20 protein-coding genes are annotated in these 25,554 nt (G+C 70.4%); 12 read left to right on the top strand and 8 right to left on the bottom strand.

Annotation, left to right across the window (positions count from 1 at the left end; all coding sequences use genetic code 11):
- Window positions 1–57: 57 nt before the first annotated feature.
- Both ACLQ25_RS08025 and ACLQ25_RS08030 read left to right on the top strand, forming a co-directional pair.
- Window positions 58–1,149 (top strand): alpha/beta hydrolase, encoded by a 1,092-nt coding sequence (locus tag ACLQ25_RS08025; protein ID WP_425730255.1) that lies wholly within the window; start codon window positions 58–60, stop codon window positions 1,147–1,149.
- 111 nt (window positions 1,150–1,260) lie between these two features.
- On the top strand, window positions 1,261–2,040 hold the full coding sequence (locus ACLQ25_RS08030; protein ID WP_425730256.1) for an SDR family oxidoreductase: 780 nt from the start codon (window positions 1,261–1,263) through the stop codon (window positions 2,038–2,040).
- Between the two features lie 180 nt (window positions 2,041–2,220).
- Here the strand turns inward: ACLQ25_RS08030 and ACLQ25_RS08035 are convergent, their stop codons facing one another.
- Window positions 2,221–3,309, bottom strand: a complete 1,089-nt coding sequence (locus ACLQ25_RS08035) for an aldo/keto reductase (protein ID WP_425730257.1) — start codon at window positions 3,307–3,309, stop codon at window positions 2,221–2,223.
- A gap of 109 nt (window positions 3,310–3,418) precedes the next feature.
- On the opposite strand from ACLQ25_RS08035, the gene ACLQ25_RS08040 reads away from it, so the two are divergent.
- Window positions 3,419–4,048 (top strand): TetR/AcrR family transcriptional regulator, encoded by a 630-nt coding sequence (locus ACLQ25_RS08040; RefSeq protein WP_425730258.1) that lies wholly within the window; start codon window positions 3,419–3,421, stop codon window positions 4,046–4,048.
- Window positions 4,045–4,782 (top strand): alpha/beta fold hydrolase, encoded by a 738-nt coding sequence (locus ACLQ25_RS08045; RefSeq protein ID WP_425730259.1) that lies wholly within the window; start codon window positions 4,045–4,047, stop codon window positions 4,780–4,782. Before ACLQ25_RS08040 ends, ACLQ25_RS08045 begins: the two co-directional genes overlap by 4 nt.
- Window positions 4,783–4,806: 24 nt before the next feature.
- Here ACLQ25_RS08045 and ACLQ25_RS08050 read toward each other — a convergent pair whose 3' ends face one another.
- The 3 genes from ACLQ25_RS08050 to ACLQ25_RS08060 form a co-directional block, all read right to left on the bottom strand.
- Window positions 4,807–5,406: a DUF305 domain-containing protein gene (locus ACLQ25_RS08050; protein WP_425730260.1), complete on the bottom strand. Its 600-nt coding sequence runs from the start codon at window positions 5,404–5,406 to the stop codon at window positions 4,807–4,809.
- A 70-nt stretch (window positions 5,407–5,476) separates the two neighbouring features.
- On the bottom strand, window positions 5,477–6,364 hold the full coding sequence (locus ACLQ25_RS08055) for a DUF1996 domain-containing protein (protein WP_355048165.1): 888 nt from the start codon (window positions 6,362–6,364) through the stop codon (window positions 5,477–5,479).
- A 297-nt stretch (window positions 6,365–6,661) separates the two neighbouring features.
- Window positions 6,662–7,423 carry an SDR family oxidoreductase gene (locus ACLQ25_RS08060; protein WP_425730261.1) on the bottom strand — a complete coding sequence of 254 codons (762 nt, stop codon included), beginning with the start codon at window positions 7,421–7,423 and terminating at the stop codon, window positions 6,662–6,664.
- A 144-nt stretch (window positions 7,424–7,567) separates the two neighbouring features.
- Between ACLQ25_RS08060 and ACLQ25_RS08065 the strand changes: the two genes are divergently transcribed.
- A complete protein-coding gene (locus tag ACLQ25_RS08065; RefSeq protein WP_425730262.1) occupies window positions 7,568–8,452 on the top strand; it encodes a helix-turn-helix transcriptional regulator in 885 nt (294 codons plus the stop codon).
- Between the two features lie 9 nt (window positions 8,453–8,461).
- On the opposite strand, the gene ACLQ25_RS08070 is transcribed toward ACLQ25_RS08065, so the two are convergent.
- Entirely contained in the window at window positions 8,462–10,345 is a 1,884-nt protein-coding gene (locus tag ACLQ25_RS08070) for a Xaa-Pro dipeptidyl-peptidase (RefSeq protein WP_425730263.1), read from the bottom strand.
- 319 nt (window positions 10,346–10,664) lie between these two features.
- On the opposite strand from ACLQ25_RS08070, the gene ACLQ25_RS08075 reads away from it, so the two are divergent.
- Complete coding sequence (locus tag ACLQ25_RS08075; RefSeq protein WP_425730264.1) at window positions 10,665–14,015, top strand: S8 family peptidase; 3,351 nt, start codon at window positions 10,665–10,667, stop codon at window positions 14,013–14,015.
- Between the two features lie 49 nt (window positions 14,016–14,064).
- Here the strand turns inward: ACLQ25_RS08075 and ACLQ25_RS08080 are convergent, their stop codons facing one another.
- A complete protein-coding gene (locus ACLQ25_RS08080) occupies window positions 14,065–14,550 on the bottom strand; it encodes a DUF2231 domain-containing protein (protein ID WP_425730265.1) in 486 nt (161 codons plus the stop codon).
- Window positions 14,551–14,650: 100 nt separating this feature from the next.
- On the bottom strand, window positions 14,651–15,664 hold the full coding sequence (locus ACLQ25_RS08085) for an SEC-C metal-binding domain-containing protein (RefSeq protein WP_425730266.1): 1,014 nt from the start codon (window positions 15,662–15,664) through the stop codon (window positions 14,651–14,653).
- A 117-nt stretch (window positions 15,665–15,781) separates the two neighbouring features.
- On the opposite strand from ACLQ25_RS08085, the gene ACLQ25_RS08090 reads away from it, so the two are divergent.
- From ACLQ25_RS08090 to ACLQ25_RS08115, 6 genes are all read left to right on the top strand, one after another.
- The gene (locus ACLQ25_RS08090) at window positions 15,782–17,851 is read left to right on the top strand and encodes a phosphocholine-specific phospholipase C (RefSeq protein WP_425730267.1); all 2,070 of its coding nucleotides are present in this window, start codon (window positions 15,782–15,784) and stop codon (window positions 17,849–17,851) included.
- 642 nt (window positions 17,852–18,493) lie between these two features.
- Window positions 18,494–19,546, top strand: a complete 1,053-nt coding sequence (locus ACLQ25_RS08095; RefSeq protein ID WP_425730268.1) for an ABC transporter permease — start codon at window positions 18,494–18,496, stop codon at window positions 19,544–19,546.
- Between the two features lie 49 nt (window positions 19,547–19,595).
- A complete protein-coding gene (locus ACLQ25_RS08100; protein ID WP_425730269.1) occupies window positions 19,596–21,335 on the top strand; it encodes an ABC transporter substrate-binding protein in 1,740 nt (579 codons plus the stop codon).
- A 121-nt stretch (window positions 21,336–21,456) separates the two neighbouring features.
- The gene (locus ACLQ25_RS08105; RefSeq protein WP_425730270.1) at window positions 21,457–22,434 is read left to right on the top strand and encodes an ABC transporter permease; all 978 of its coding nucleotides are present in this window, start codon (window positions 21,457–21,459) and stop codon (window positions 22,432–22,434) included.
- On the top strand, window positions 22,431–23,534 hold the full coding sequence (locus tag ACLQ25_RS08110) for an ABC transporter ATP-binding protein (RefSeq protein ID WP_425730271.1): 1,104 nt from the start codon (window positions 22,431–22,433) through the stop codon (window positions 23,532–23,534). Before ACLQ25_RS08105 ends, ACLQ25_RS08110 begins: the two co-directional genes overlap by 4 nt.
- Before the next feature lie 11 nt (window positions 23,535–23,545).
- On the top strand, window positions 23,546–24,598 hold the full coding sequence (locus ACLQ25_RS08115; protein WP_425730272.1) for an ABC transporter ATP-binding protein: 1,053 nt from the start codon (window positions 23,546–23,548) through the stop codon (window positions 24,596–24,598).
- 84 nt (window positions 24,599–24,682) lie between these two features.
- Here the strand turns inward: ACLQ25_RS08115 and ACLQ25_RS08120 are convergent, their stop codons facing one another.
- The gene (locus ACLQ25_RS08120) at window positions 24,683–25,519 is read right to left on the bottom strand and encodes an aldo/keto reductase (RefSeq protein WP_425730273.1); all 837 of its coding nucleotides are present in this window, start codon (window positions 25,517–25,519) and stop codon (window positions 24,683–24,685) included.
- Window positions 25,520–25,554 lie beyond the last annotated feature (35 nt).

A 25,554-nucleotide genomic window follows, 5' to 3' on the forward strand; every position in this document is an offset into this window, starting at 1 on the left:
GTCACCGGGGCGCGCCCCCGCGGCCGTGCCGACGTCACCTCCTGTCAGGATCTGCCCATGCCGGAGTTCCTCACCATCGTCGTCGGCGCGACGGCGCTGGTCGCGGCGGCGGTCGCCGGGCTCTACCTCTGGCCGCTGGGGCACCGCAAGCTGCGGCTCGCACCGGCGTCAGCGCTCGACTTCGATGCCGCCACCGCTGCCGCGCAGAGCATCACGGCGGCAGAGGCCACGGATCCGCGGGTACGGCCGGAGTCGCGCAGCCGTCTGCTGAGCCACGGCGCGCGTACCGCCCGGGCCGTCCTGCTGCTGCACGGCTACACCATGGCGCCGGAGCAGTACGACGCGCTGGCCGAGGTGTTCTTCGCCCGGGGCTACAACGTGTGGATACCGCGAGCCCCGCACCACGGCACCGTCGACCGGCGGGCCCACCACCGGGTCGAGGCGGGCGAGCTGACGGCGTACGCCCAGCAGGCCGTGACGGTCGCGGCGGGCCTGGGGGATGAGGTGGGTGTCGTCGGCATCTCCGGTGGCGCGGTGCTGGCCACCTGGCTGGCCCAGACCCGGGGGGACGTCGTACGGCGGCTGTTGGTGCTGTCGCCGTTCTTCGGCCCCCGGCAGGCACCGGCGTTCGCGGTCCGGCCCCTCATCACGCTGTACGGGCGGCGCGTCCTGCGCGACCGGGTCACCGCTCGCGGCTACTCGCTCGTGGCGGTCACGCGGTACCTGACGATCGTGCGGTCGTTGCCGCGTCGTTCCCGACGGACCGGCCTCGTGAGCGCGGCCGTGGCGATCAGCCCGCTCGACACGGTGGTGGACCCCGCCGCGGCGGTGCGGGTGCCCCGCCGGATCGCGCGGGCGAACGGTATCGACCTGCGGGTGTACGCCCTGCCCGAGTCGCTGGGCGTCCGCCACAACACCCTCGACCTGACCGCGCTCGACGACCGGGCCGCCGACGTGTTGCGGCGCTACGTCGACCTGTACGAGAGCTCTCCGGCGTCGACATTCTGTCCCCCGCAGGCCGGCGGCGGCCCGGACGAGCGCGCGAATCCCGCTGAGACGTGTCATCGGTGGAGTCCGGGCGGCGCGGCGACAGGCGAGCACCGCTGTCACTTGCCGCCCGGGATTCGTTGGCGGTCGTCGCGGCGTTAAATGCGGCGAGCGCGTGCAAGGGAAGCGTCTGCGGCACGTTCGGTGACAAGGACGCCCTCTCCGGTCTCGTTGAACACCCGGCGCTCCACAGAAGTCGCTATCCTGCACCTTATGTACAAAACTCACAACTCACCAGATTCCACTGAGTTTGCCGGTAAGCGCGCGGTCGTCACGGGAGGCTCTCGCGGCATCGGCGCTGCCATCGTGCAGCGGCTGCTCGACGGCGGCGCGACAGTCGTCACCACCGCGCGTAACGCCTCCGACGAGACGCCGAAAGCCGCCACCTTCGTCCAAGGCGACATCGGTACGCTCGCGGGCGTGCAGGCATTCGCCGCGGCAGCGCTCGACGAACTTGGCGGCGTCGACATCCTGGTCAACAACGCGGCTGCGGCACGCGCCCACCTCGGGGGTGTCTCGTCCATCCCCGACGACGAATGGCTCGACGCCCTTCACCTCAACTACCTGTCCGCCGTCCGGGTCAACAACGCGCTCCTGCCGGCGCTGCGCGAAGCCGGGGCGGGCGGCGCGATCGTCAACATCTCGTCGGGAGCGGCCCTTACGCCGGCGCCGCCGTTGGCTCACTACGGTGCTGCCAAGGCCGCCCTCAACACCTACGGCAAAGCCCTCGCCACCGAGCTCGCGCCTGCCGGAATCCGCGTCACCACGATCATCCCCGGCAACGTGCTCACCCCGGGCGCCGATGCGATCCGCCAGAACTTCGCCGACGCCATGAACGTCGAGCTCGCCGCCACCACAGCGAGCATCCCAATGGGGCGTCCCGGGGACCCGCGCGACATCGCCGAGGCGGTCGCCTATCTCGTATCGGACCGGGCTCAGTGGGTCACCGGAGTGAGCCTGGTAGTCGACGGCGGTGAACTCCCCGTCGTCTAGCTGCTGGTTCGGTTAGCCGCAGGAACGGCCACCTTCCCGGAGGGTGGGCCATCGACACCTCCGGTCAAGGTATGAGCGTCAGCGCCTCACACCTCGCCGGAGGCCTCTTTGTCCAGAGCCGGCACGCCGTCACCAACGCGCATGATCACTACATCTAGTCGGCGAATCAGTGGGGCTCGACTAGGCCGCGTTGACGACCTGCGGGGCGTAGCCGGCCGGCTTGTCGCCGATGGAGAGACCCGGGCTCACCACCCAGGACTGGTACTGCGGGGTGAACATCATGTAGGGCAGGTCGAGCTTCGGCGCGCTGGCCTCGTCGAGCCGGCGGCGGGCGTCGGCCGGGATCTCGAAGTCGAGCGCCTCGAAGTTGCTGGCGACCTGCGCGGCGCTGCTCGCGCCGATGATCACCGAGGCGACGGCGGGCTGGGTGGCGACCCAGTTGATCGCGACCTGTGCCATGCTGCGGCCCAGGTCGGCGGACACGCTCTCGAGAGCGTCGATGACCCGCCAGTCGCCGGGGCTGATCTCCCGACCTGCGGCGTTGGGAGTGGTCAGCCGGCCGGACCCGCTCAGGCCCTCGCCACTGCGCCGGTACTTGCCGGTAAGCAGGCCGCCGGCGATCGGGCTCCACGCGGTCAGCCCCATGCCCACGGTCTGCGCCATCGACACGAACTCCGCCTCGACGCTGCGGTTGACCAGGGAGTACGGGAGTTGCAGGTTGATCAGCGGGGCCAGTCCGTGCGCCTCGGCGTAGCTCTGCGCGCGGGCCGCGTACCAGGCCGGTACGTCGGAAAGGCCGGCGTACCGGATCTTGCCGGAGCGCACCAGGTCGTCGAGGGTGTGCACGACCTCCTCGACCGGGGTGATCCGGTCCCAGGTGTGCAGCAGGTACAGGTCGATGTAGTCGGTGGCGAGTCGGCCCAGTGACGCCTCGACGGCCCGGATGATGTGCTTGCGGCCGTTGCCGCTCGCGTTCGGGTCGCTCGGGTCGATGGTGTTGGTGAACTTGCTGGTGAGGACGAGTCGCTCGCGGACACCGGCCCGGTCGATCAGGCGGCCGAGGATCTTCTCGCTCTCCCCGGCGGTGTAGAAGTCCGCCGTGTCGACGAAGTTTCCGCCCGCCTCGAGATACTGCCGGAAGATCAGCTCGGACTCCTCCTCGGTCTTGCCGTACGCGGCGTGGAAGCCGTCGACACCGAAGTTCATCGTGCCCAGCGCGAGTCGGCTCACCCGAAGGCCGGACCGTCCGAGCAGGTAGTACTGGTTCATCGTCGCGTCCTCCTGGTCGCTGTGCGGGCCTCGGAGCGGGCCACGCGTTCACGACCTTGGCTCGCCAAAAATGGACCTGCAAGTCCAAAACCCGAGCTAGGGTGAGGCCATGACTCGCGCGTTGACCCGCAAGGGCGAGGCGACCCGTGCGCGGATCGTCGCCGGCGCCGCCGCCGAGATCCGTGAGCGCGGCGTCGACGAGGTACGCCTCGAAGATGTGATGGCCCACACGGGCACCAGCAAGGGCCAGCTCTTCCACTACTTCCCGGACGGCAAGGAGGAGTTGCTGCTCGCGGTGGCCCAGCACGAGGCCGACCAGGTGCTCACCGACCAGGAGCCGATGCTGAGCAACCTGACCTCCTGGCCGGCCTGGCAGGCGTGGCGGGACCGGCTCATCGAGCGCTACCTCGCGCAGGGCGTGAAGTGCCCGCTCAACGGGCTGCTCGGCCAGACGGGTCGGCGCGCGCCGGGCGCTCAGGCGATCGTGACCGGGCTCATGTGGCGCTGGCAGGACAAGATCACCGAAGGGGTCCGGCACATGCAGTCGACCGGTGACATCGCTCCCGACGTGGACGCCGAGCGCACCGCCGCGGCCCTGCTGGCCGGCATCCAGGGCGGCGTCCTGCTGCTGCTCTCCACCGGCAGGATCGACCACCTGGAGGCGGCGCTCGACGTGACCATCGAACGCCTGCGGGCCGGCCGCCGAGATGATCAGAAACCGGAAGAGGTACGGCAGTGAACGACGGCGACAACCGACCGCCACTGGTCCTGATCCACGGCCTGACCTACGACAGGAGGCAGTGGGACCCGGTGCGGCGCGAGCTGGCGGCGATCGACCCGGACCGGCGGATCCTCGCCCTCGACCTGCCCGGTCACGGCGACGCGCCCCGGCGGGACTCCTACCGGATGTCCGAGGTCGCCGATGTCGTGCACACCCGGGTGGCCGAGGCGGGTCTCGGCACGCCGATCGTGGTGGGGCACTCGGTGGGCGCGGTGGTCGCCACGACCTACGCGGCGCGTCATCCGGTGTGGGGAGTGGTCAACCTGGACCAGATCCTGCTGCCCGGGCCGTTCGGCGCCGCCGTACGCGAGGCCGAGCCGACGCTGCGCGGCCCGCAGTGGCGGCAGGTGTGGGACCGCATGCTGGCCGGTATGGGCATCGAGTCGTTGCCGACCGAGGCGCGTGCGATCGTCACCACCGCGACCGACCCCCGGCCGGATCTGCTGCTGGGGTACTGGGGCGAGATCCTGCACTCCGCCGACGAGGGCATCGGCGCCGCGCGGTCCGATGACCTGCGGTCGATCGCGGAGCGCGGGGTTCCCTACCGCTGGGTGACCTCGTCCGAGCCGCCGGCTCGTTACCTCGCCTGGCTGACGGGAGTTCTGCCGGAGGTCGAGGTCACCGTGCTGCCCGGTAGCCACTTCCCGCACCTGGCCGAGCCGGCGACGATCGCCCGGCTGCTGGTGAGCTGAAACGCGGCGTCGGGCCCGGAGCCGTCAGGTCGGCCGGGGCGTTGCCGGTGGTCGGTCGAGCTGGTCGAGACGGGCCAGATCGCCGTCACCGGCTCGGATCACGGCTGCGGCCAGCGCCGTGGTGTCCGGGTGGACGCCCGCCCGTTGCTCGGCGGCGGCGATCTTGACCGCCTGCGCGAGGTGCGCCCGCAGATGCGTGGCGAGCAGCCGCTGGAACGCCTTCCCGGTGGTCGATCGGAGCGCGGCCAGCTCGTCGGCGGTGATCATGCCGGGCATGTCGTGACCCTCGTGCGGGTTGGTCGTCGGCGCTCCGGCCTCGCCGAGCAGGTCACGGGAGCGGGCCAGGTCGGCCCGGTTGCTCGCCTGGACCCGCGCGGCCAGCCCGCGCCAGGTCGGGTCGGTGGTGTGGGTGGGCACGAGGTCCAGCACCGGGATCAGTCGTTGCGTCATCGCCGCGGTGAGCTGCAGCCAGGCGATGTCGGTAGGGCTGAACGCGCCGGTCGACGGGGTGGCGGCGGCCGGCGTGGAGAGCGGTGGCGCCGCCTCGCCCGTGGTGCTCGACGGCCCGCCGGCGCAGCCGGCGGCGAGTACCGCCGTCATGAGCAACGCGACGTGAACGCGCATGCCTCCTCCTTCCGGCGCGGCCCCGGCGTGGAGAGAGGACGACCCGGCAGGACCGGGCCGTCCCTACGACTCAGATCGGTCGGCCGTCGTGTCCACACTTGATGACCGGACGGATGCAGTCCTGGACCCGGCGGGCCATCTCCGCCGTCGGCCAGGCGTTGAAGAAGTCGCCGTGCATCGTGTAGCCCGGCCCGGAGGCGAGCCGGAAGTGCGACGGGTCGCCGTTGACCGGGTACCGCAGCACCTGCCGCAGCTTCGGCACGTGCACCGGGTGGGTGCTCGGGCAGGCCTGGTTCACCGGGTACGCGAGGTGGCTCTTGTGGTCCGCGGAGTCCAGGTCGCGGCCGTTCCAGCACTGCGGGAAGTCCAGGTACGACTCCAGCATCGTGCCGGCCGGGCAGTTGACGAAGTCCTTGGACGGTGGCACCTGACCGGCGTGCAGGCAGGACCAGCGGGCGATGCTGTCGTTCGGGCCGGTGGCCTTCGCGTTGCCGGCGACGAGCCGCAGGCCCTGCGGGATCGGTTGGGTGTTGGCGACGACGTCGGAGCGCACACCCTCACCGAGGTAGTAGAACGTGGCGATGGCCGGTTCCACCGCGACGTTGTCGCGGTAGAGGGTCGGCACCCAGTACGACGAGACGTCCACCGCCGGGTTGCAGGTGGTGGTGGACTTCACCAGGTCGGGCAGGGTGGTGGTGGCGTTCGTCGCCGTGCTGCCGAAGAAGCTGTGCATGTGTGAGGCCCCCGGCAGTCCGGGGAAGACGATCGGGTCGTCCGGCAGCCGGTGGCTGTACGTGCAGTCGGCGGGGAACTCGGCGACCCGGATGACGTTGGCGACCGGGGCGGCGTCGGCCCGGTCGGTGGTCGAGACCAGGTACGTGCCGAGGAGGGTCAGCAGGGCGCCGATCGCCACGGTGAGGCGTAGCCGGCGGGGGACGTGGGGTGCGGCCCTGTCCATCTGGTAACTCCTGTCGGGGGGACGGGTCAGGGGCAACTCCGGTGCCGCCGCCGAAGACAGCGGAGTGTGCCCTGGCCAGACTGGTGGTGGCCCGGTGGGGCCGGCGCGAGAGAGCGCTCTCAGCGGTCCAAGCCTCGCCCCGATGTCGAAAGTTGTCAATACGTCCCGCAGTTGCTGGAAAAATGACGACGACAGCACACCGGCCGGGCCCCCGGTGGTGGGGGCCCGACCGGCTGCAGCGCGGTGAGCTATCTTCCTAGGATGCCCTGGCGGGTGTGACCGCCACACCGGAAGGTGTCAGCCCTGGCGACCGGGAAGCATCGCCAGGGCCGTCGAGCGCTGCGCGACGAGGTCCGCGTAGGTGCCGTCGCGCTCGGCCCAACGGTGCATGTGTACGCCCTTGACCAGGATCTCGCTCGGGGTCGGGTTCGCCGAGAGCAGCTGCATGACCTCGGCGGCGAAGTCGTCGAGCGGCAGCGCGCGCGGGTTCACCGTCTCCTGACCGGCTGTCGCGACGGCCGGGGGGACGAGTTCGACGACGTCGACACCGGTGCCGTCGAGTTGCGCGCGCAGCGCCTCGGAGTAGGCGTGCACCCCGGCCTTCGAGGCGGCGTAGCTGGGCATGGGCGGGAACGGCAGGAAGGCGATGCCGGAGGTGACGGTGATGAAGGTGCCCGCACCCCGACCGACCAGATGCGGAGTGAACGCGTCGATGACCCGGATGGTGCCGACCAGGTTGGTGTCGATCGTCGTCTGCGCCGCCGCGAAGTGCGCAGGGTCGCGAAGGTCTTCCAGGAGCATGGCACCCGACATCGTCACCACCGTGTCCAGCTCGGAGTAACGGGCGAGCACGGCGTCCCGGGCGGACGCGACAGAGGTGCCGTCGGTGACGTCGATGCCGAACGTGCCGAAACCTTCCGCGGCGAGTTCCGCGAGGGCCTCGGGGTTGCGACCGCCAACGGCCACGGTGCTGCCCGCCGCGGCGAACCGCCGGGCCAACTCCCGCCCGATACCCGAGGTGCCGCCGACCATGAAAACTGTGCGGTTGGAGAGATCCACGAGATCTTCCCTTCGATCCAGAGGGCGCCCGAACAGGGCGATCACAAGTCTTGACGCAGGCCGGCGGATGTGGCAGGGCCCCCGTTTTCCCAGGTCCCACCAGGGCCCCCTCTACGGCACGCGCGCCGCACTACCGTGGTGACCATGAGTGAAGAGGAGCCGGGCGGCGGCCACCGGCTGGGCGGCTACCTGAGGGCCCGGCGCGAACTGGTCTCACCGTCGCAGGTAGGGCTCCCGACCGGCGGCCGACGCCGCGTGCCCGGCCTACGACGCGAGGAAGTCGCCCTGCTCGCCGGGATCAGCCCCGACTACTACCTGCGGCTGGAGCGGGGCCGGGACAAGAACCCCTCACCGCAGGTCCTCGAATCGCTCGCGCGCGTCCTGCAGCTCGACGACATCGAGCGGATGTACCTGCTCGACCTCGCGGCGGCGCGCCCCCGGGCGCCGCGCCGCAAGCGCTCCGAGCACGTACCAGCGCGGGTGTACGAGTTGCTTGCCCACCTTCAGGTCCCCGCGTTCGTGGAAGGACGCGCCTTCGACGTGCTGGCCTCCAACCCGATGGCCGTGGCGTTCTCCCCGCGCCTGCGGCCCGGTCAGAACCGGCTGCGGTCGCTCCTGCTCGATCCCGAGGAACGAGCCTTCCACCAGGACTGGACGAAGGCCACCGCCAACTTCATCGCCACCCTCCGCACCACCATCGGGGATGACATCGACAACCCCCGGTTCGTCGAGCTGGTGGGCGAACTCGCGCTGTCCAGTCAGCGGTTCCGCACCCTGTGGGCCCGCCACGACGTCCGCAATCTCGACGGAGGCACGACAACGGTGCACCACCCCGTCGTCGGTGACCTACGCCTGCACCGGGACAAGCTCCCCATCGAGGACGTCATCCTCGTCGTCTACTACCCCGACAAGGACAGCGACAGCGACGAGAAACTGCGGCTCCTCGCCGCACTCGCCCACACCGGGACCGCCGCCGACCAGACGCGGGTGGGGCGGCTCGACGCGTCGTCGGACCGCCCCACCCGTTGACGGAGTCGATCAGAAACCGAGTACGCCCCGTCCGCCCACCACGGGCAGCCGCAGCTCGCTGTCGTTCGGGGCGACGCGCAGCTCGGTGCCGCCCAACGGCAACAGCGTGTACTCCTGGTCGGAGGAGAAGACGACCACGCCGATCCGGTGGCCCGCCGGGAAGACGTAGTCCTTCGGCTCCATGGTCCACCGGTAGTCGTACAGCTTGCCCTGCTTGACCGGCGCGGTGCGCGCGGCGCTGACGCGGTTCTGCGGGTCCATCCAGCCGCGCGTCACCACGACGGGCGTGGCGGTCGACCCGGCCGGGCCGTAGTCGACCAGGTAGGCCGTGAGGTTGGCGTCCGGCTTGTTGTCGATCGCCATCCGGAGCCGCATCTCGGGGCGGCCGGAGATGCGGACGCTCTGCGCGAGCGCGGGGGAGCGGTAGGCGAGCCGGTTGGCGCTGGCCGTGTCCGGGTCGGCGACCAGGGTGTCCGGGTGGATCGTCCGTCCCTCGTCGACGAAACTCTGCTCGATCCGGGCCTTCGGCGGTTTGCCCGTGGTGAGCGTGCCCGGGGCGGTGGCGTCGGTGGCGGCGAACCGTAGCCCGACCTCACGAGCGGCCGGGTCGGGCCAGTTGGCGTACGTGGTGTACGCCCGGTCCTCGCGCTGGAGCACGGCGGTCGGCTCGTCCATGATGCCGTTGCGCACGTTCCACAGCCAGAAGTCGAACCAGCGGTTCTCGGTCTGCTTGTACGTCCAGGTCTGCCCGCTGGGCAGGGTCACCGAGGCGCTGCTGCCCGGCCCGCCGTGCCCGCCCTGGTGCAGCCAGATCTTGCGCGGCACATGGCGCTTGGCCAGCTCGTCCCACCAGCCGGCGAAGTGCTCGGTCTTGACGTTCCAGTCGTTGAGGCCGTGCACGACGAAGACGCTGGCCTGGACGTTGCGGGCGTCGAGGTAGTCGCGGTCACGCCAGAACGGTGAGTAGTCGCCGGTGACCCGGTCCTGCTCCGTGGTGATCTGCGCGAGCTCGTCGGCGCACTGCCCCTCGGCACGTGCCTGCCCGGCCGTGTACTGGGCCAGGATGTCGAGGTCCTCGCCCTGGAACGTGCCGGGCGCGACCACCAGGCCGTTGGCCCGGTAGTAGTCGTACCATCTGCTGATCGCCGAGACCGGCACGATGGTCTTCAGGCCCTTGACCCCGGTGGTGGCCACCTGGTTGGGCAACGTCCCGTTGTAGGAGACGCCGGTCATGCCGACCGCGCCGGTGGTCCAGCCGGCGGTGACCGGGGCGCCGCTGGCGTCGTACGCCTTGGCCCGCCCGTTGAGCCAGTCGATGACGGCCCTGGTGCCGAGCGTCTCGGCCTGGTCACCGCTGGTCGGGCAGCCGTCCGAGTCGCCGGTGCCGACGCTCTGGCCGAGCACCACGGCGTACCCGCGGGGCACGTAGTAGTCGTCCAGCGAGCCGGGCAGGTTGGCCTTGGCCTGGGCGCGCTGCGTGCCGGCGTCGAGCGCACGTCGGCCGGAGCGGTCGGCCAGGCCGTTCTGCGGCAGGTCGTCGACCAGCACGCTCGGGTACGGCACGTCGCCCCAGGTGCCCTTGCGGTACGGGCTGTGCTCGAAGATGACCGGCACCTTGAAGCCCTCGGTGGCGGTCTCCCGGGGCCGGGAGATGTCGATCGCCACCCGGTCGGGACGACCGTCGTGATCGGTGTCCACCGGGGTCTGGACGTACACCCGCTCCTCGATGGCGTCGGCGAGCGAGAACACCGGTTGGGTCATCCCGTCGGCCACGACGATGCCGGTGGGCGTGGACGTTGTGGGGCGGGCGGCTGCGGGTGTCGGTGTCGCGCTCAGGACCAGTGCGCCGGACACGCCGACGCTCAGAAGGGCCAGATGACGGGGGCGACGCACGCGCGTCTCCCTTCGGTCGGGCTGGTTGCCGGGTCTCGGCAGGGGCCAGTCGCGAAGATCCATTCGTCGCCATGCTAGGTGCGGGTGGACGTCGGCGTCGATCCCTTCGGGTGGTCACCTCCGGCCGTTCTCCCGATCGGGATCGCGGCGGTAACCGAATCGACATCGAACCAGGTAGGCCGGCGACACATGGCAGGCAACGTTGTCTCGATTGACGAAAAAACCGTCTTCGCGACCTCCCGAAGATCCGCCGCGCAGACCTATGATCTTGCAAATGTCGCCCAAGAGGCGCCATTTGTCCACATCAGACAGGAGCGACATGCTCAGGAGAACACGCTGGCTGCTGGCCGTCGCCGTGACGGCCACGGCGCTGACCGCCCTGCCCGGCGGCACCGCCACGGCCGGCCCCGGCGGTATCGCCGGCACCGACACACCCCGCACCTCCCCGGACGGCAAGACGCACACCGTCACCCTGCTGACCGGCGACGTGGTGATCGTCCGCAGCACCGTTTCGGGCTGTCCGCAGGTCACGATCCGGCCGGTCGACGAGAACGCGGTGATCGACCAGAGCTGCGGCCCCGACGGTCACCTGCACGTCGTCCCCGCCCGTGTCGCGTCCCAGATCGGCTCGGTCCTCGACCCCGACCTGTTCGACGTCACCGCGCTGATCGCCGACGGGTACGACGACGAGAGCACCCCCCAGCTGCCGGTCATCGTGCAGCCCGCCACCGCGTCGGCCCGGGTGGCCGCGCTCGCCGACGTCCAGACGCTGTCCAGCATCGGCGCTGTGGCCGGACACGTACCCAAGAAGAGCCCGGCCACCGCGAAGCTCGCGACCAACTCGCTGCTGGCCGGCGCGAAGAAGGTCTGGTTAGACCGCAAGGTCCGCGCCACCGCCCTGCCCGCCGGCGCGAAGCCCGCCGGCCTGGACCGTAACCTGACCCAGATCGACGCGCCCGACGCCTGGAAGGCCGGCTACACCGGCAAGGGCACCCGGGTCGCAGTGCTCGACACCGGCGCCGACTTCAGCCACCCGGACCTCGCCGGGCGGGTCGTCGAGCGGGCCGACTTCACCGCCGAGGGCGGTGACGCCGTCGACCACAACGGCCACGGTACGCACGTCGCCTCGACCATCGCCGGCACCGGCGCGGCCTCTGCCGGTCAGCGTCGTGGCGTCGCGCCGGACGCCCAGCTCGTGATCGGCAAGGTGCTCGACGACCACGGCTCCGGCGAGGACTCGGGCATCATCCTCGGCATGGAGTGGGCGGCCACCCGGGCCGACGTCATCAACATGAGCCTCGGCGGCAGCCAGGCCGACGACGGCAGCGACCCGCTCTCGCTCGCCGTCGACGCACTGAGCGAGCAGACCGGCACGCTGTTCGTCATCGCGGCCGGCAACAACGGCGCGCAGATCTCCTCGCCCGGGTCGGCCGCCACCGCGCTCACCGTCGGGGCCGTCGACCGCGACGACAAGCTCGCCGACTTCTCCAGCCGGGGACCGCTGATCAACAACAACGCGGCCAAGCCGGAGCTGGTCGCGCCGGGCGTCGACATCGTCGCGGCGCGTGCCGCCGGCACGAACCTCCAGGACCCGATCGACAGGTACTACGAGTCGCTCAGCGGCACCTCGATGGCCACGCCGCACGTCGCCGGCGCCGCCGCGCTGCTCGCCCAGCGGCACCCCGACTGGACCGGCGCGAAGATCAAGGCCGCCCTGGTCGGCGCGTCCGACCCGCTCACCGGCTTCGACCCGTACGCCATCGGCGCCGGCCGCCTCAACGCGGCCCGTGCCCTCGGCGGCCCGACCAGCGACCAGCCGGTGATCAACCTCGGCACGTTCGCGTACCCGCAGTCCGGGACCAGCGAGACGAAGCTGAGCTGGACCGGCGGATCCACCCCGGCCACGACGGTCCTCGACCTCGACGTGTCGATCGTCAACCACGACGGCCAGAGCGTGCCGCGCGGCGCGGCGTCGCTGTCGACGAACCGGGTGACCCTCAAGCGGGGCGCGACGGGGGCGGCGACGCTGCGGATCAACCGCAAGGCGCTGGCCAGCCGGCCGGGCCTCTACCTGGCCACCGTCACCGCCCGCACCGGCCACACCGTGGTCGCCACCACCCCGGTGAGCTTCTACGTCGAGCAGCCCAGCTACGACCTGACGATCCACACCAAGCCGATGCCCGGCCTGCGGGAGGGCGCGGACGCCTGGATCAACCTCATGGTCGCCAACCTCACCGACCCGCTGCTGTTCTACGGCGGAGCCGGTGGCACTCAGGGGGACACGTTCACCCTGCGGGTGCCGGCCGGCCGGTACTCGGTGCTCGGCGCGTCGATTGCCTACTACGTCGACAGCGACGTGCAGGAGAGCACCCTCACCGCCGCGGGTGACCTGGACGTGCACGCCGACCGGAGCGTGACCCTCGACCCGGCGCAGGCCCGGCCGGTCACGGCGACCGTCGACGGGGCGGCCACCAAGACCACCCGGACCGACCTCACCACCTTCCAGACCGCGGTGAACGGCCTGCAGTGGTGGCACCAGATCAGCGGGTTCGGTGTGGCGGCGGCGATCCGCAGCGTGGCGGTCCCGAAGCCCACCATCGGATCGCGGCGCACCTGGGCGGCCGTCAACATGGATTCGCCGGTCGGCACCGCGAAGCCGTACCGCTACAACATCGTGCACGAGTACACCGACGGTGTGCCGGCCGACCCGTCGTTCCGGGTGACCAGGGCGGAGCAGGCGCGGCTGGCCCGCATCGACGAGCGGTTCCACCAGACCGACTCGCCGGAGATGTACACCACGTTCGTCCGCTTCGGCGAGACCGCCGACGGCGTGCCGGTGACCCAGACCTTCGAGGGCGTCATGCCGCCGAACCGGACGTCGTACCTCTCACCGGAGATCGTCTGGGCCGACCAGGGTGTCTACGGCGGACTGGGGGCCATGGAGGCGCCGCGCCAGTACCGGCCGGGCAGCCAGCAGTCCAAGGTCTGGGCACGGCAGCCGCTGCACTCCGACTGGTACGACGACCCGGCCGGTGACGGCTGGAGCTGCGCCAGCCCGCCGTCTCGGACCCAGGGCAACCTGCACCTGGACATGGTGACGCTGACCGACCAGCACCAGCGCGCCGACTGCCTGCAGGGTGAGGTGATCGGCGTGAAGCGCACGATGTCGCTGTACCGCAACGGCAAGCTGGTCGAGCAGAGCGACCGGCCGGTCGCCGACTTCACGGTGCCGCAGGCGATGGCCGACTACCGGCTGACCTTCGACGTCGACACCAGCCTCATCCTGCCGATCTCCACCAAGGTCAGCACGTCCTGGACGTTCCGGTCCGCCGGGCCGGACGGGACCGGCCGCGTGCCGTTGCCGCTGCTCGCGGTCGACTACGCGCTGCCGATGGACCACGACAACCACCCCGTCGGCGGTCCGGCGGAACTGACCGTCCGGCAGGCGCACGGCGTCAAGGCGCAGAAGGTGACGTCGATGCAGGTCTGGACGTCGACCGACGACGGCGTCACCTGGAAGTCGGCCCGGGTCACCGGAAGCGGTGACAACTACCGGTTCGACCTGCCGAAGGTCGCCTCCGGGCAGGCCGTCTCGCTGCGGGTGAAGGCCGCCGGCAACGGCGGTAGCGGCATCGAGCAGACCGTCATCCGGGCGTACCACGCCGGCTGACGGGTGACGTGGTGTCGGCTCGGCTACGGCCGGGCCGACACCACCGCCGTCACTGACCCTCCCAGACCGCCTTCGCGCCGGAGTCCCCGGTACGGACCACGTAGTACACGGCGACGGCGGCGGCCACCACCGACAGCACCTGCAACGTCACGGTCACCGCCCGATTGGCGGGTACGCCCTCGGCGACGCGCGGCGGGACGAAGCGGACCAGGGCCAGCGCCACGACCGCCAGCGCGATCGTCGCGTACAGGGTCAGGTCCCCGAAATCCTGGTGCGCCTCCAGCTTCGGGACGAACTCCGGCGTCACCCGGTTCGCCGAGCGCAACCGCTCGAGGAAGGCGTCCCCGGTGAGCTTCGCCAGCAGCGCGCAGATGGGCGCGCCCACCGCGAGCAGCGCTAGCACCCAGCGCGTGTGCGGCCGGATCGGCGCGACGAGCGCGTAGCCGATCGCGAGGAGCGCCAGCAGCGGCACGAACACGACCGCGGCGTGCAGCACGAGCGGATGGGCGGGGATGCCCTGGAACTCTTCGAACATTCGGCGACTCCTCCGGCCACGGCGGATCTCGATGATCCGCGGCATGGAGGCTATCGGTACCGACCGGGCGTGCCCAGAGTCGTTTACGGGGAGTCGCCGCTCAGCTCCGTGAGCGCGGCAGGCAGTCCTTCTTGTACTTCAGGCCCGATTCGCACCAGCACGCGTCGTTGCGCTCGGGTGGCCAGGGCACCCGGGCGGCAGGCCGCGCCGACACCTCGGCCGCGTAGCCGGCCCGGATCGCCGCGTCGGTCGGGTCGCCGTCGCGTCCACGGGCGAAGGCGTCCAGGCCGGCCACCGTCGCCCGGTACACGCCCAGCCCGGTCCGGCCGGCGCCCGTCAGCCGTACCAGCTCCTTCTCCAGCCGGGCCCGGTGCGCGTCCCAGTCCGGCCCGTACACGTCGGTCAGCTCGGGGTGGGCGGCGAGCAGCTTGTCGAACTCGTCCCGGGGCCAGAGCAGCAGATCCGACGCGCCGCCCTGGCGCTCCGAGACCTGGCGGACGAGCTGGTTCTCCAACCGGTCGGCCAGATCGTCCTGCCGGTCGTGCGGCAGGTTGAGGTTGCGGCGTACCCGGTGGCGCTGTTGCAGCAGCAGGAACAGCACACCGGGGGCGTCCGGCGGACCGACCTCCGGGTCCGCCGTGGTGTCGCGCTCGCCGAGCAGCGTGTCGACCGCCTCGCTCAGCCATGTCTCGGCGGTCGACGAACGACCGGCCGCGTCCAGCGCCGCGCTCAGGTAGGCGGGCACGTCGGGCTGCGTGAGCAGCAACGGACGCAGCGCCGTCAGCTCGGCCATCGCCTCGTCGTCCCGGCCGCCAGCCTGGAACATCACCCGGGCCCGCAGCGCGCGGGCCACGCCCGCCCGGGGGTCGTCCACCGAGGGGTACGCCGCCAGCGCCTGATCCGCGTACCGCAGGGCCGCGTCCGTCCGGGCCCGGATCCGGGCGATCTCGGCGGCGAGCGTCAGGGCGTCCCCGGCATCGTCCGGGTCCTCCAACCGGCCCTGCTCGACCGCCTCGGCGATGTCGGCCGCGACACCGAGCGGGTCGGCCGCACCGAGCGCCGAGCGGCGTAGTTCGGCGAGGTCAGCCTTGGTGAGTACGTCTCTCGTCGGCACGATCTCACGGTACGTCGGAGGGCTCCCGTCCGGTCCAATTATGGTCATCTGCTGTCAACCCGCCCCCGATAGCGTCCGGTCGCCAGTTTCTCGACCAGAGCACACAAAGGCGGAGTTATGGGCACGGTGGATCGGCGTACCTTCCTCAAGGCGATGGGAGTTCCCGCGATCGGCGCGGCGCTCCCGCTGGACCTCAGCAAGGCGCTCGCCATCCCGGCGAACAACCGGACCGGCTCGATCGAGGACGTCGAGCACGTGATCATCCTGATGCAGGAGAACCGGTCCTTCGACCACTACTTCGGCGCCATGCGCGGTGTACGCGGCTTCGCCGACCCCCATCCGGTGACCCTGCCGTCGGGCAAGGACGTGTGGCACCAGCCCGACGGCGCCGACGAGCTGCTGCCGTTCCGCCCCGAGGTGAAGAACCTCGGCCAGACCTTCCTGCCGGACCCGCCGCACGGGTGGAACGACGGGCACGCCGCCTGGAACGACGGCCGGTTCGACGGGTGGGTGCCGAACAAGGGCGTCACGTCGATGACGTACCACACCCGGCAGGACCTGCCCTACCACTACGCGCTCGCGGACGCGTTCACCGTCTGCGACAGCTACCACTGCTCGCTGATGGGGCCGACCGACCCGAACCGCTACCACATGTGGAGCGGCTGGGTCGGCAACGACGGCAAGGGCGGCGGCCCGGTCATCACCAATGCCGAGGCCGGCTACGACTGGTCCACGTACCCGGAGCGGCTGGAGCGCAACGGCATCTCCTGGAAGATCTACCAGGACGTCGGCACCGGGCTCAACGCGGCCGGCTCCTGGGGTTGGACGAACGACCCGTACATCGGCAACTACGGCGACAACTCGCTGCTCTACTTCCGCCAGTACCAGAACGCGCAGCCCGGCACGCCCCTGGCGGACCGCGCGAAGACCGGCACCGAGATCCGTACCCAGGGCCGCGACCCCGAGGCGCTGCTGGCCGACTTCCGGGCCGACGTCGAGGCGGGACGCCTGCCGCAGGTCTCCTGGATCACCGCGCCCGAGGCCTACACCGAGCACCCGAACTGGGAACCGGCCTACGGCTCCTGGTACGTCTCGCAGGTCATCGACATCCTCGCGTCGCACCCCGAGGTGTGGAGCAAGATGGCGCTCTTCATCACGTACGACGAGGAGGGCGGCTTCTTCGACCACGTGGTCCCGCCGACGCCTCCGCAGACGCGCGAGCACGGACAGTCGACCGTGCCCACCACCAACGAGATCTTCCCCGGCGACGCCGACCACCCGGCGGGCCCGTACGGCCTGGGCATCCGCGTACCCATGATCATCGTGTCGCCGTGGACGCGGGGCGGCTACGTCAACTCGCAGGTCTTCGACCACACCTCGCTGATCAAGTTCCTGGAGACGCGGTTCGGGCACGGCCGGTCGGACCTGGTCGAGAAGAACATCACCCCGTGGCGGCGTGCCGTCGTCGGCGACCTAACCACGGCCTTCGACTTCCGGCACCCGAACCGTTCGCGCGACGTGAAGCTGCCGGACACCGACGACTTCAAGCCCGGCGACCTGGTCCGGCACCCCGACGAGGTGCCGGTACCGCCGGCCGAGGGGCGGCTGCCCAAGCAGGAGCGCGGTGTACGGCCGGCGCGGGCGATCCCGTACGCCCTGCACGCCGACGGACGTCGGGGCGACGGCGAGTTCCGGATCGACTTCCGCAACACCGGCGGCGCGGGAGCGGTCTTCCAGGTCCGTCAGGCCGGCAGCACGGCCGCGCCGCGCAGCTACACGGTCGAGCCGGGCAAGCGCCTGGCCGACACCTGGCAGGTCTCCTCCGGGTACGACCTGTCGGTGCACGGACCGAATGGCTTCTTCCGCCGGTTCGCCGCCGGCCGCTCGGATCTCGACATCACGCCCACCTTCGACGAGCGGGGCGACAAGATCGAGCTCACGCTCACCAACCGTGGGCCGAAGCGGGTCGAGGTGACCGTCCGGGACGGGTACCACTCGCGGCCGGTCACGCTGTCGTTGCGCCCCGGTCACACCGAGCGCGCCACCTGGGCGCTGGCCCGCACGCACGGCTGGTACGACCTGACGGTCGCCGTCGCGGGTGACCCCGGCTTCGCGTACCGCTGCGCGGGCCACGTCGAGAACGGCAAGGACAGCATCAGCGACCCGGCCCTGGGTGGGCTCGTCTGAACAGTGTCGCGTCATCCGTCCTACCAGGACGGCCGCGATCAGCCCTCGTCGGTCTCCGGCTGACGACGGTACGCCGGTGAGCGTCATGACTCTGTGGTTGGACAAGCCGCAGAGTCATGGCGCTCGTCGCTGTTACGGCTCGCGTGGACGTCACGCCACGCTTCGCCGCACCAGCGGAACGGGCATGGTGCGACCTATTAAGTAGCCATGACCGCAAATGTAAAAGCGCTCCGAAGGGGCCTGTAGATCTGTGCACGACTAATGCGCTGGCAGCTTCAGGGAATGGCATTTCTGAGTATTGTTCTCCCATTCAAGGCAATTACCAGAAGTAGCCAATAAAGTTGCCCCGAGCAACGTTATGCTTCGATGCACGAGAAGATCGACGTAGTGAGCTGCTGTTATAGCGACCACCGCAACCCGGACGGCGGCGACGGCAGGACGTCGATGTCACCCTCAGTCACCGTGCGCTCCGTCCCGTCGCAGCCGTCGCTGACGACTCGACTGGCGGCAAGAAATGCTTAACGGCCGTCGTCCACGTAATTAACCCGTAACGGATCGGACCCACAACGAAATCATTTGCCCGGCTAACGTTCCGGCACTAGAGCCGCCACCTGTTCGGGGAACCGCTCAGGTGGCGGTGCCATGTGTCAGCTCGATGAGGAGGTCGTCCGCGTGGAGCCGATGGTCACCGAGCCCCAGGTGCTCCGCGCCGGAGAGCCGGGCGACGAACGGGGGCGCAGCGTGGCGTCGCCCGCCGCCCTGGTCCGGACGGTCAGCAGGTCACCGACCCGGATCGCCCTGGCCCGGCTGCGCCGCGACCGGGTAGCGATGATCTGCGCCGCGATCTGTGCCGCCTACGTCCTGATCGCGATCTTCGCGCCGTTGCTCGCCCGGGTGGAGGGGCAGAACCCCAGCGAGCTGCACCAGAGTCTGATCGACGAGTTCGGCTTCCCGACGATCGGGCCGACCGGCGAACACTGGTTCGGGGTGGAGCCCCGCCTGGGTCGCGATCTCTTCGCCCGCTGGGTGTACGGCGCACGCCCGTCGCTCATCGTCGCCGTCGCGGTCACCACGATCACCACGATCATTGGCGTGGTCGTGGGCCTGGTCGCCGGCTTCTCCGGCGGCTGGGTCGACCGGGTGCTCTCCTGGCTGATCGACCTGGTGCTCAGCCTGCCGTACCTGCTCTTCGCGATCGCCAGCTCCGCCGTGCTGGTCGCCATCTTCGGCGGCGCCGACGGTGCCGGCTCCGAGGACGTGGCCCAGATCCGCTTCATCTCGCTGATCTGCGTGCTGTCGTTCTTCGGCTGGGCGAGCCTCGCCCGCCTGGTCCGGGGGCAGGTGCTCTCGCTGCGGGAGCGGGAGTTCGTCGCGGCGGCCAAGGTGCTCGGCATCCCGACCCGGCAGGTGCTCTTCAAGGAGCTGCTGCCGAACCTGGTGGCACCGATCGTGGTCTCGGTGTCGCTGGCCCTGCCCGGCTACGTCGTGGCGGAGGCCGGCCTGACCGTGCTCGGGGCGGGGTTGATCGAACCCACGCCGTCCTGGGGCCTGACGATCTCCGCCGCCACCACGTACTACCGGGCCGACCCGCTCTACCTGTGGCTGCCCGTACTCGGCATCACGATCCTGGTGCTCGCCCTGAGCCTGCTCGGCGACGCCGTACGCGATGCCTTCGATCCCCGGACCCGTCGATGAGGACGACCCGGGTTGAAGTGCAACCGAAAGACAAGACAGGAGTACGTCTGTGAGGCAACTGAAGGTTGGTCTCGCCGCCGCGCTGGCCGCCACCATGGCGGTGGCCGGCTGCGGTAGCCCCTCGTCGAACAACGGCAGCAGCGGCGGGGGTGACGCCAAGGGCATCGAGACCCAGCAGAGCGCGCTCGACCCGACCGCCAAGGGGCCGGCGGCCGAGGTGCCCGGCGCCAAGAAGGGCGGTGTCATCACTGTCTACTCCCAGCTGACCCCGAACACCTTCGACCCGACCGACACCTACTACGCCGACGCGTTGGCGATCGAGAAGCTGATCTTCCGCAGCCCGACCCAGTTCGCGATCCGCAACGGCAAGCCGGTGCTCGTACCGGACCTGACCGACCTCGGCACCGTCTCGTCGGACAAGCTGACCTGGACGTTCAAGCTGCAGTCGGGCATCAAGTACGGCGACGTCAGCGAGGTCAAGGTCGAGGACCTGGCGTACGCGATCAAGCGGTCGTTCGCCCACGACGTGTTCGCGAACGGTCCGACGTACCAGCTGACCACCTTCAAGGACGGCGACAAGTACAAGGGCCCCTACGTCAGCGGTGACACCTACGCCGGTGTGGAGACCCCGGACCCGAGCACGCTGGTCATCCACCTGGCCCGGCCGTTCGCGGACCTGCCCCTCTACCTGACCTTCCCGGTGTTCACGCCGATCCCGAAGGCCAAGGACACCAAGGAGAACTACAAGAACAACCCCCTCGCGACCGGGCCGTACCAGTTCGACACCTACACCCCCGGCACCGAGCTGAAGCTGAAGAAGAACCCGAACTGGGACCCGAACACCGACGCGGTGCGGCACCAGTACCCGGACGGCTTCGACTTCAAGTGGGGCGGCGAGGACCCGAAGACCCAGCAGCAGGTGCTCAACAGCGCCGGCGAGGACGCCAACGCCCTCAACTACGGCGCCGTCGACGCCTCGCTGATCCCGCAGCTCACCGGGGACAAGAAGGCCCAGCTGATCCAGGGCGAGCAGCCCTGCACGTACTCGGTGCAGATGGACACCCGCAAGATCCCGCTGGAGGTGCGTAAGGCGATCGCCAAGGCGTACCCGTACGACCAGGTCAACAAGGCCGCCGGTCTGAACAGTTTCAACTCCCAGCCGGCCAGCACCATCCTGCCGCCGAGCGTGCCGGGCTACACCAAGTACGAGCCGCTGCCGGGCCTGAGTGGTGTCGGCCAGGGCGACCCGGCCGCGGCCAAGGCCGACCTGGAGGCGGCCGGCAAGGTCGGCTTCGAGCTCACCTGGTACTACGACAACACCAAGCCGATCCCGCAGCAGACCAACCAGATCCGGGTCGACGCCTTGAAGGCGGCCGGCTTCACCGTGAAGCCGATCGGTGTCACCACCGCGGAGCTGCGCTCCAAGATCGCTGACTACGACGCTCCGGTCAACATGGGCCAGGCGCCGCAGGGTTGGTGCTCGGACTGGCCGAGCGGCGGCAGCTGGTTCCCGGTGCTGTTCCAGTCGCACAGCATCTCCGACAACCTCAGCTGGGGCGAGCTCAGCGACAAGGCGCTGGACGCCAAGATCGATGAGATCGGCAACCTCCCGGCCGACCAGGCCGTCGCCAAGTGGGGCGAGCTGGACAAGGAAATCATGGGCAAGTACGTGGCCCTGCCGCGCTACTACGGCAAGCTCGCCTTCGCCATCGGCACGAACATCGGTGGCGCCGAGGGCGACGCCTCCGCGGGTGAGCCGTTCTACCTGAACTTGTTCCTCAAGAACTGACTCTCCGCACTCCCAGTCGTGGACGCCGGCCGGCCTCCGGCACTGTGCCGGCCGGCGTCCACCCTCTCCCGATCCGGCTTGGGCTCCCCGCCCCGGCCCGCTGCCACCAGGAGCCTCGGCGGTGCTCATCTACATCCTGCGACGGATCGTCAGCGCGGTCTCCGTCGTCATCGTGACGCTGATCGCCAGCTTCGGGCTGTTCTTCGTCGCGCCCACCGACCCGGCCGGAACGATCTGCGGCCAGCGCTGCACCCCGGAGCGCTACGCCGACATCAGCGCCAGCCTCAACCTCGACGAGCCCGTCGCGCAGCAGATCGGCGGATATCTCGAGGGGCTCGTGGTCGGGCGCACCTACCACTCCGGTGGGCTCGCCATCGACTGCCATGCGCCCTGCCTCGGCTACTCGTACACCCTCGGCCAGCCGGTCACGAAGCTGATCGGGCAGGCCCTGCCGGTCACCGTCTCGATCGTCCTCGGTGGCGCGGTGGTCTACCTGATCGTCGGCATCCTCGCCGGCATCGTCGCGGCCCGAAGACGAGGGACCTACCTGGACCGGCTCATGGTCGGCACCTCGCTCGGCATCAACGCCGTGCCGTACTTCGTGGTCGCGCTGCTCGTCTCGCTGTACGCGACGTTCCTGCCGCACGCCGGCTACCACCCGCTGCTGGAGAACCCGTTCACCTGGGCGACCGGACTGCTGGCCGCCTGGCTGACGCTGGGCCTGGCCAACGCCGCCTCGTACACCCGCTACGCCCGAGCGTCCATGATCGAGACGCTGGGCGAGGACTACATCCGCACCGCCCGCGCGAAGGGCATCAACGAGCGTCGGGTGGTCTACCGCCACGGCCTGCGCGCCGCGATCACCCCGATCGCCACCATCTTCGGCATCGACCTGGCAATCCAGTTGACCGGAGCGATCTTCACCGAGGCGCTGTTCGGGTTGCCCGGCCTCGGCGTGCTGACCCTGCGCGCCTTCAACCAGTACGACCTGCCGGTGCTGATGGCCGGCGTGCTGGTCGGCTCGGTGGTGCTGGTCGTGATGAACCTGCTCGTCGACATCCTCTACACGATCCTCGACCCGCGAGTGAGGCTGGGATGACCGAACCGCACCTGCTGTCGAGCCCGGAGCGACGGCCCGAGACGGTCTCCCGCGCCCGCCGCGCCGTCGGCGACCGTGCCGCCGGGCAGTCCTACCTGGAGGTCACCGACCTCACCGTCACCTTCCCGACCGCCGACGGCCTCGTGCGGGCGGTGCAGGGGCTCAGCTACTCCCTGCCACTGGGTCGCACCCTCGCGGTGGTCGGCGAATCCGGCTCCGGCAAGAGCGTGTCCAGCATGGCCATCATGGGCCTGCACGACCCGCGCAGCACCCGGATGACCGGCTCGATCACCGTCGGCGGCGAGGAGATCGTCGGCATGCCGTCCGCCGAACTCCGCAAGCGGCGAGGTGCCAACGCCGCGATGATCTTCCAGGATCCACAGTCGTCGCTGCACCCGTACTTCACCGTCGGCGACCAGATCATCGAGGCGTACCGGGCGCACCACCGCGTGTCCAAGCGGGTGGCCCGGGACCGGGCGGTCGACATGCTCGGCCGGGTCGGCATCCCCAACCCCCGCCGCCGCCTGGGTGACTACCCGCACCAGTTCTCCGGCGGCATGCGACAACGCGCGATGATCGCGATGGCCCTGGTCAACGACCCCAAACTGCTGATCGCCGACGAGCCCACCACCGCGCTGGACGTCACCGTGCAGGCGCAGATCCTCGACCTGATCATGGAGTTGCAGCAGGACTTCGGCTCGGCGGTCCTCTTCATCACCCACGACCTCGGGGTCGTCGCCGAGATCGCCGACGACGTGCTGGTCATGTACGGCGGACGCGGCGTCGAGTACGGCCGGGCCGACGCGATCCTCGGCCGGCCACTGCACCCGTACACCTGGGGTCTGCTGGAGAGCATCCCGGCGGTCTCCGGCGAACCGGCCCGGCTGCACCCGATTCCCGGCACGCCGCCCAGCCTGCTCGCGTTGCCCACCGGGTGCTCGTTCCACCCGCGGTGCGAGTTCGCCGGTCGGGCGCGGGGTTGCGCCGTGGACCTGCCCGAGCTGGTCTCCCGCACGGCGGACACCACCCGGACCTCCCGCTGCCACCTGCCCGACCCGGCCGGGATCTTCGAGACCGACATCCTGCCCCGGCTGCCCTGAAGGAACACGTGATGACCACTGCCACCACCGACACCGCGACCCTCGCCGCGACCGGGGCACCGTTGCTGGAACTGCGGGACCTGCAGATGCACTTCACCGCTCGGGGCGACGGGTGGTTCGGCCGCGACGACCACCGGATCCGCGCCGTCGACGGAGTGTCGCTGCAACTGCGCGCCGGCGAGACGCTCGGCCTGGTCGGTGAATCCGGTTGCGGCAAGACCACCACCGGCCGCCTGATCACCCGGCTGCTCGAACCGACCGGCGGTCAGGTCCTCTACCAGGGGACCGACATCACGCACCTGAAGGAGAAGGACCTGCGGCCGTACCGGCGGGAGCTGCAGCTCATTTTCCAGGACCCGTACTCGTCGCTCAACCCGCGGCACACGGTGGGCACCATCATCGGCGCGCCCCTGCGGGTGCACAACCTGGTGCCCAAGGGCAGGGAACTGGACCGCGTCCGCGAGTTGCTGGAGGTGGTGGGGCTCAACCCCGAGCACTACAACAGGTACCCGCACGAGTTCTCCGGCGGTCAACGGCAGCGCATCGGCATCGCCCGCGCGCTGGCCGTACAGCCGAAGGTGATCGTCGCCGACGAACCCGTCAGCGCCCTCGACGTGTCGATCCAGGCGCAGGTGATGAACCTCCTCGAAGACCTCCGCAAGGAGTTCACCATCGCCTTCGTCTTCATCGCCCACGACCTGGGCGTGGTGCGGCACTTCTGCGACCGGGTGGCCGTCATGTATCTCGGTCGGGTCGTCGAGACCGCCGACCGCGACGCGCTCTACGGCACGCCGCAGCACCCGTACACCCAGGCGTTGCTCTCCGCCGTACCCGATCTGGGGGTCGTGCGCGGCGGGGCGCCGAAGACCCGGATCCGGCTGGCCGGCGACGTGCCGGGCCCGATGGACCCGCCGACCGGCTGCCGGTTCCGCAGCCGCTGCTGGAAGGCCGAGGACGTCTGCGCCACCACGACCCCGCCGCTGCGCCAGGTGGGCGACGGGCACGCCGCGGCGTGCCACTTCGCCGGCCCGTTGTCGGAACCGGCCACCGCGGTGGCGGCCTGACGAGCCCGGCCCGGCCTCGTGGATGCCGCCGCCGGCCGGCTACCGCACGCGCCCGAGGTACGTCAGCATCGTGCGGCGGGCCCGTCAGAACTCCTCGTACACCGCGGGGTCCTGATCTGAGAGGCGCCCGTCCGGGCGGCCCAGCGCGGTGATGGCCTCGACCTGGTCGTCGGTGAGCGTGATGCCGAAGACGTCCAGGTTCTCGACCTGCCGCTGCGGCGAGGCGGCCTTGGGCAGCGGGATCACCTGGCGGGCCACGTGCCAGGCCAGGATCGTCTGCGCGGTGCTGACGCCGTGCGCGGCCGCGATCTCGGCGATGACCGGGTGCTGTCGCAGGTCGTTGCCGTGGCCCAGCGGACTCCACCCCTGCACCAGGATGCCGTGCTCCCGGTGGTAGTCGAGCGCCTCCTGCTGCGGAAAGTACGGGTGCACCTCGATCTGGTTGACCACCGGCGCGACACCGGTCTCGGCAACCAGCCGGTCGATGTGCTCGGGCAGAAAGTTGGAGAGCCCGATGTGCCGCACCAGACCCCGCTCGCGCGCCTCGATCAGCGCCCGCCAGGCCTGCACGTACCGGTCTTCCTTGGGGTTCGGCCAGTGGATCAGGTAGAGGTCGATCCGGTCGAGGCCGGTGCGGAACACACTCTCCTCGATGGTGGTCAGCGCCTCGTCGTAGCGGTGGTGCCGCCCCGGCAACTTCGACGTGACGATCAGTTCGTCGCGGACGTCGCCCGCGTCCCGCGCGGCCCGACCGACCGCGCCCTCGTTCTCGTAGTTGACCGCCGAGTCGAGCAGCCGGTAACCCGCCCGGATCGCGTGCCCGATCGCGTCGACGCCCGCCGAGCCGTTCAACTGGTACGTGCCGAGCCCGATCGCGGGCAGGGTCGTGCCGTCGGCAGCGCTCAGGTGCGGAATCGTCATGATCAGGACCCTACTCGCACGAGTGGCGCGTCACC

It is taken from the genome of Micromonospora sp. DT44, assembly GCF_049841635.1.
Taxonomy (GTDB): Bacteria; Actinomycetota; Actinomycetes; order Mycobacteriales; family Micromonosporaceae; genus Micromonospora.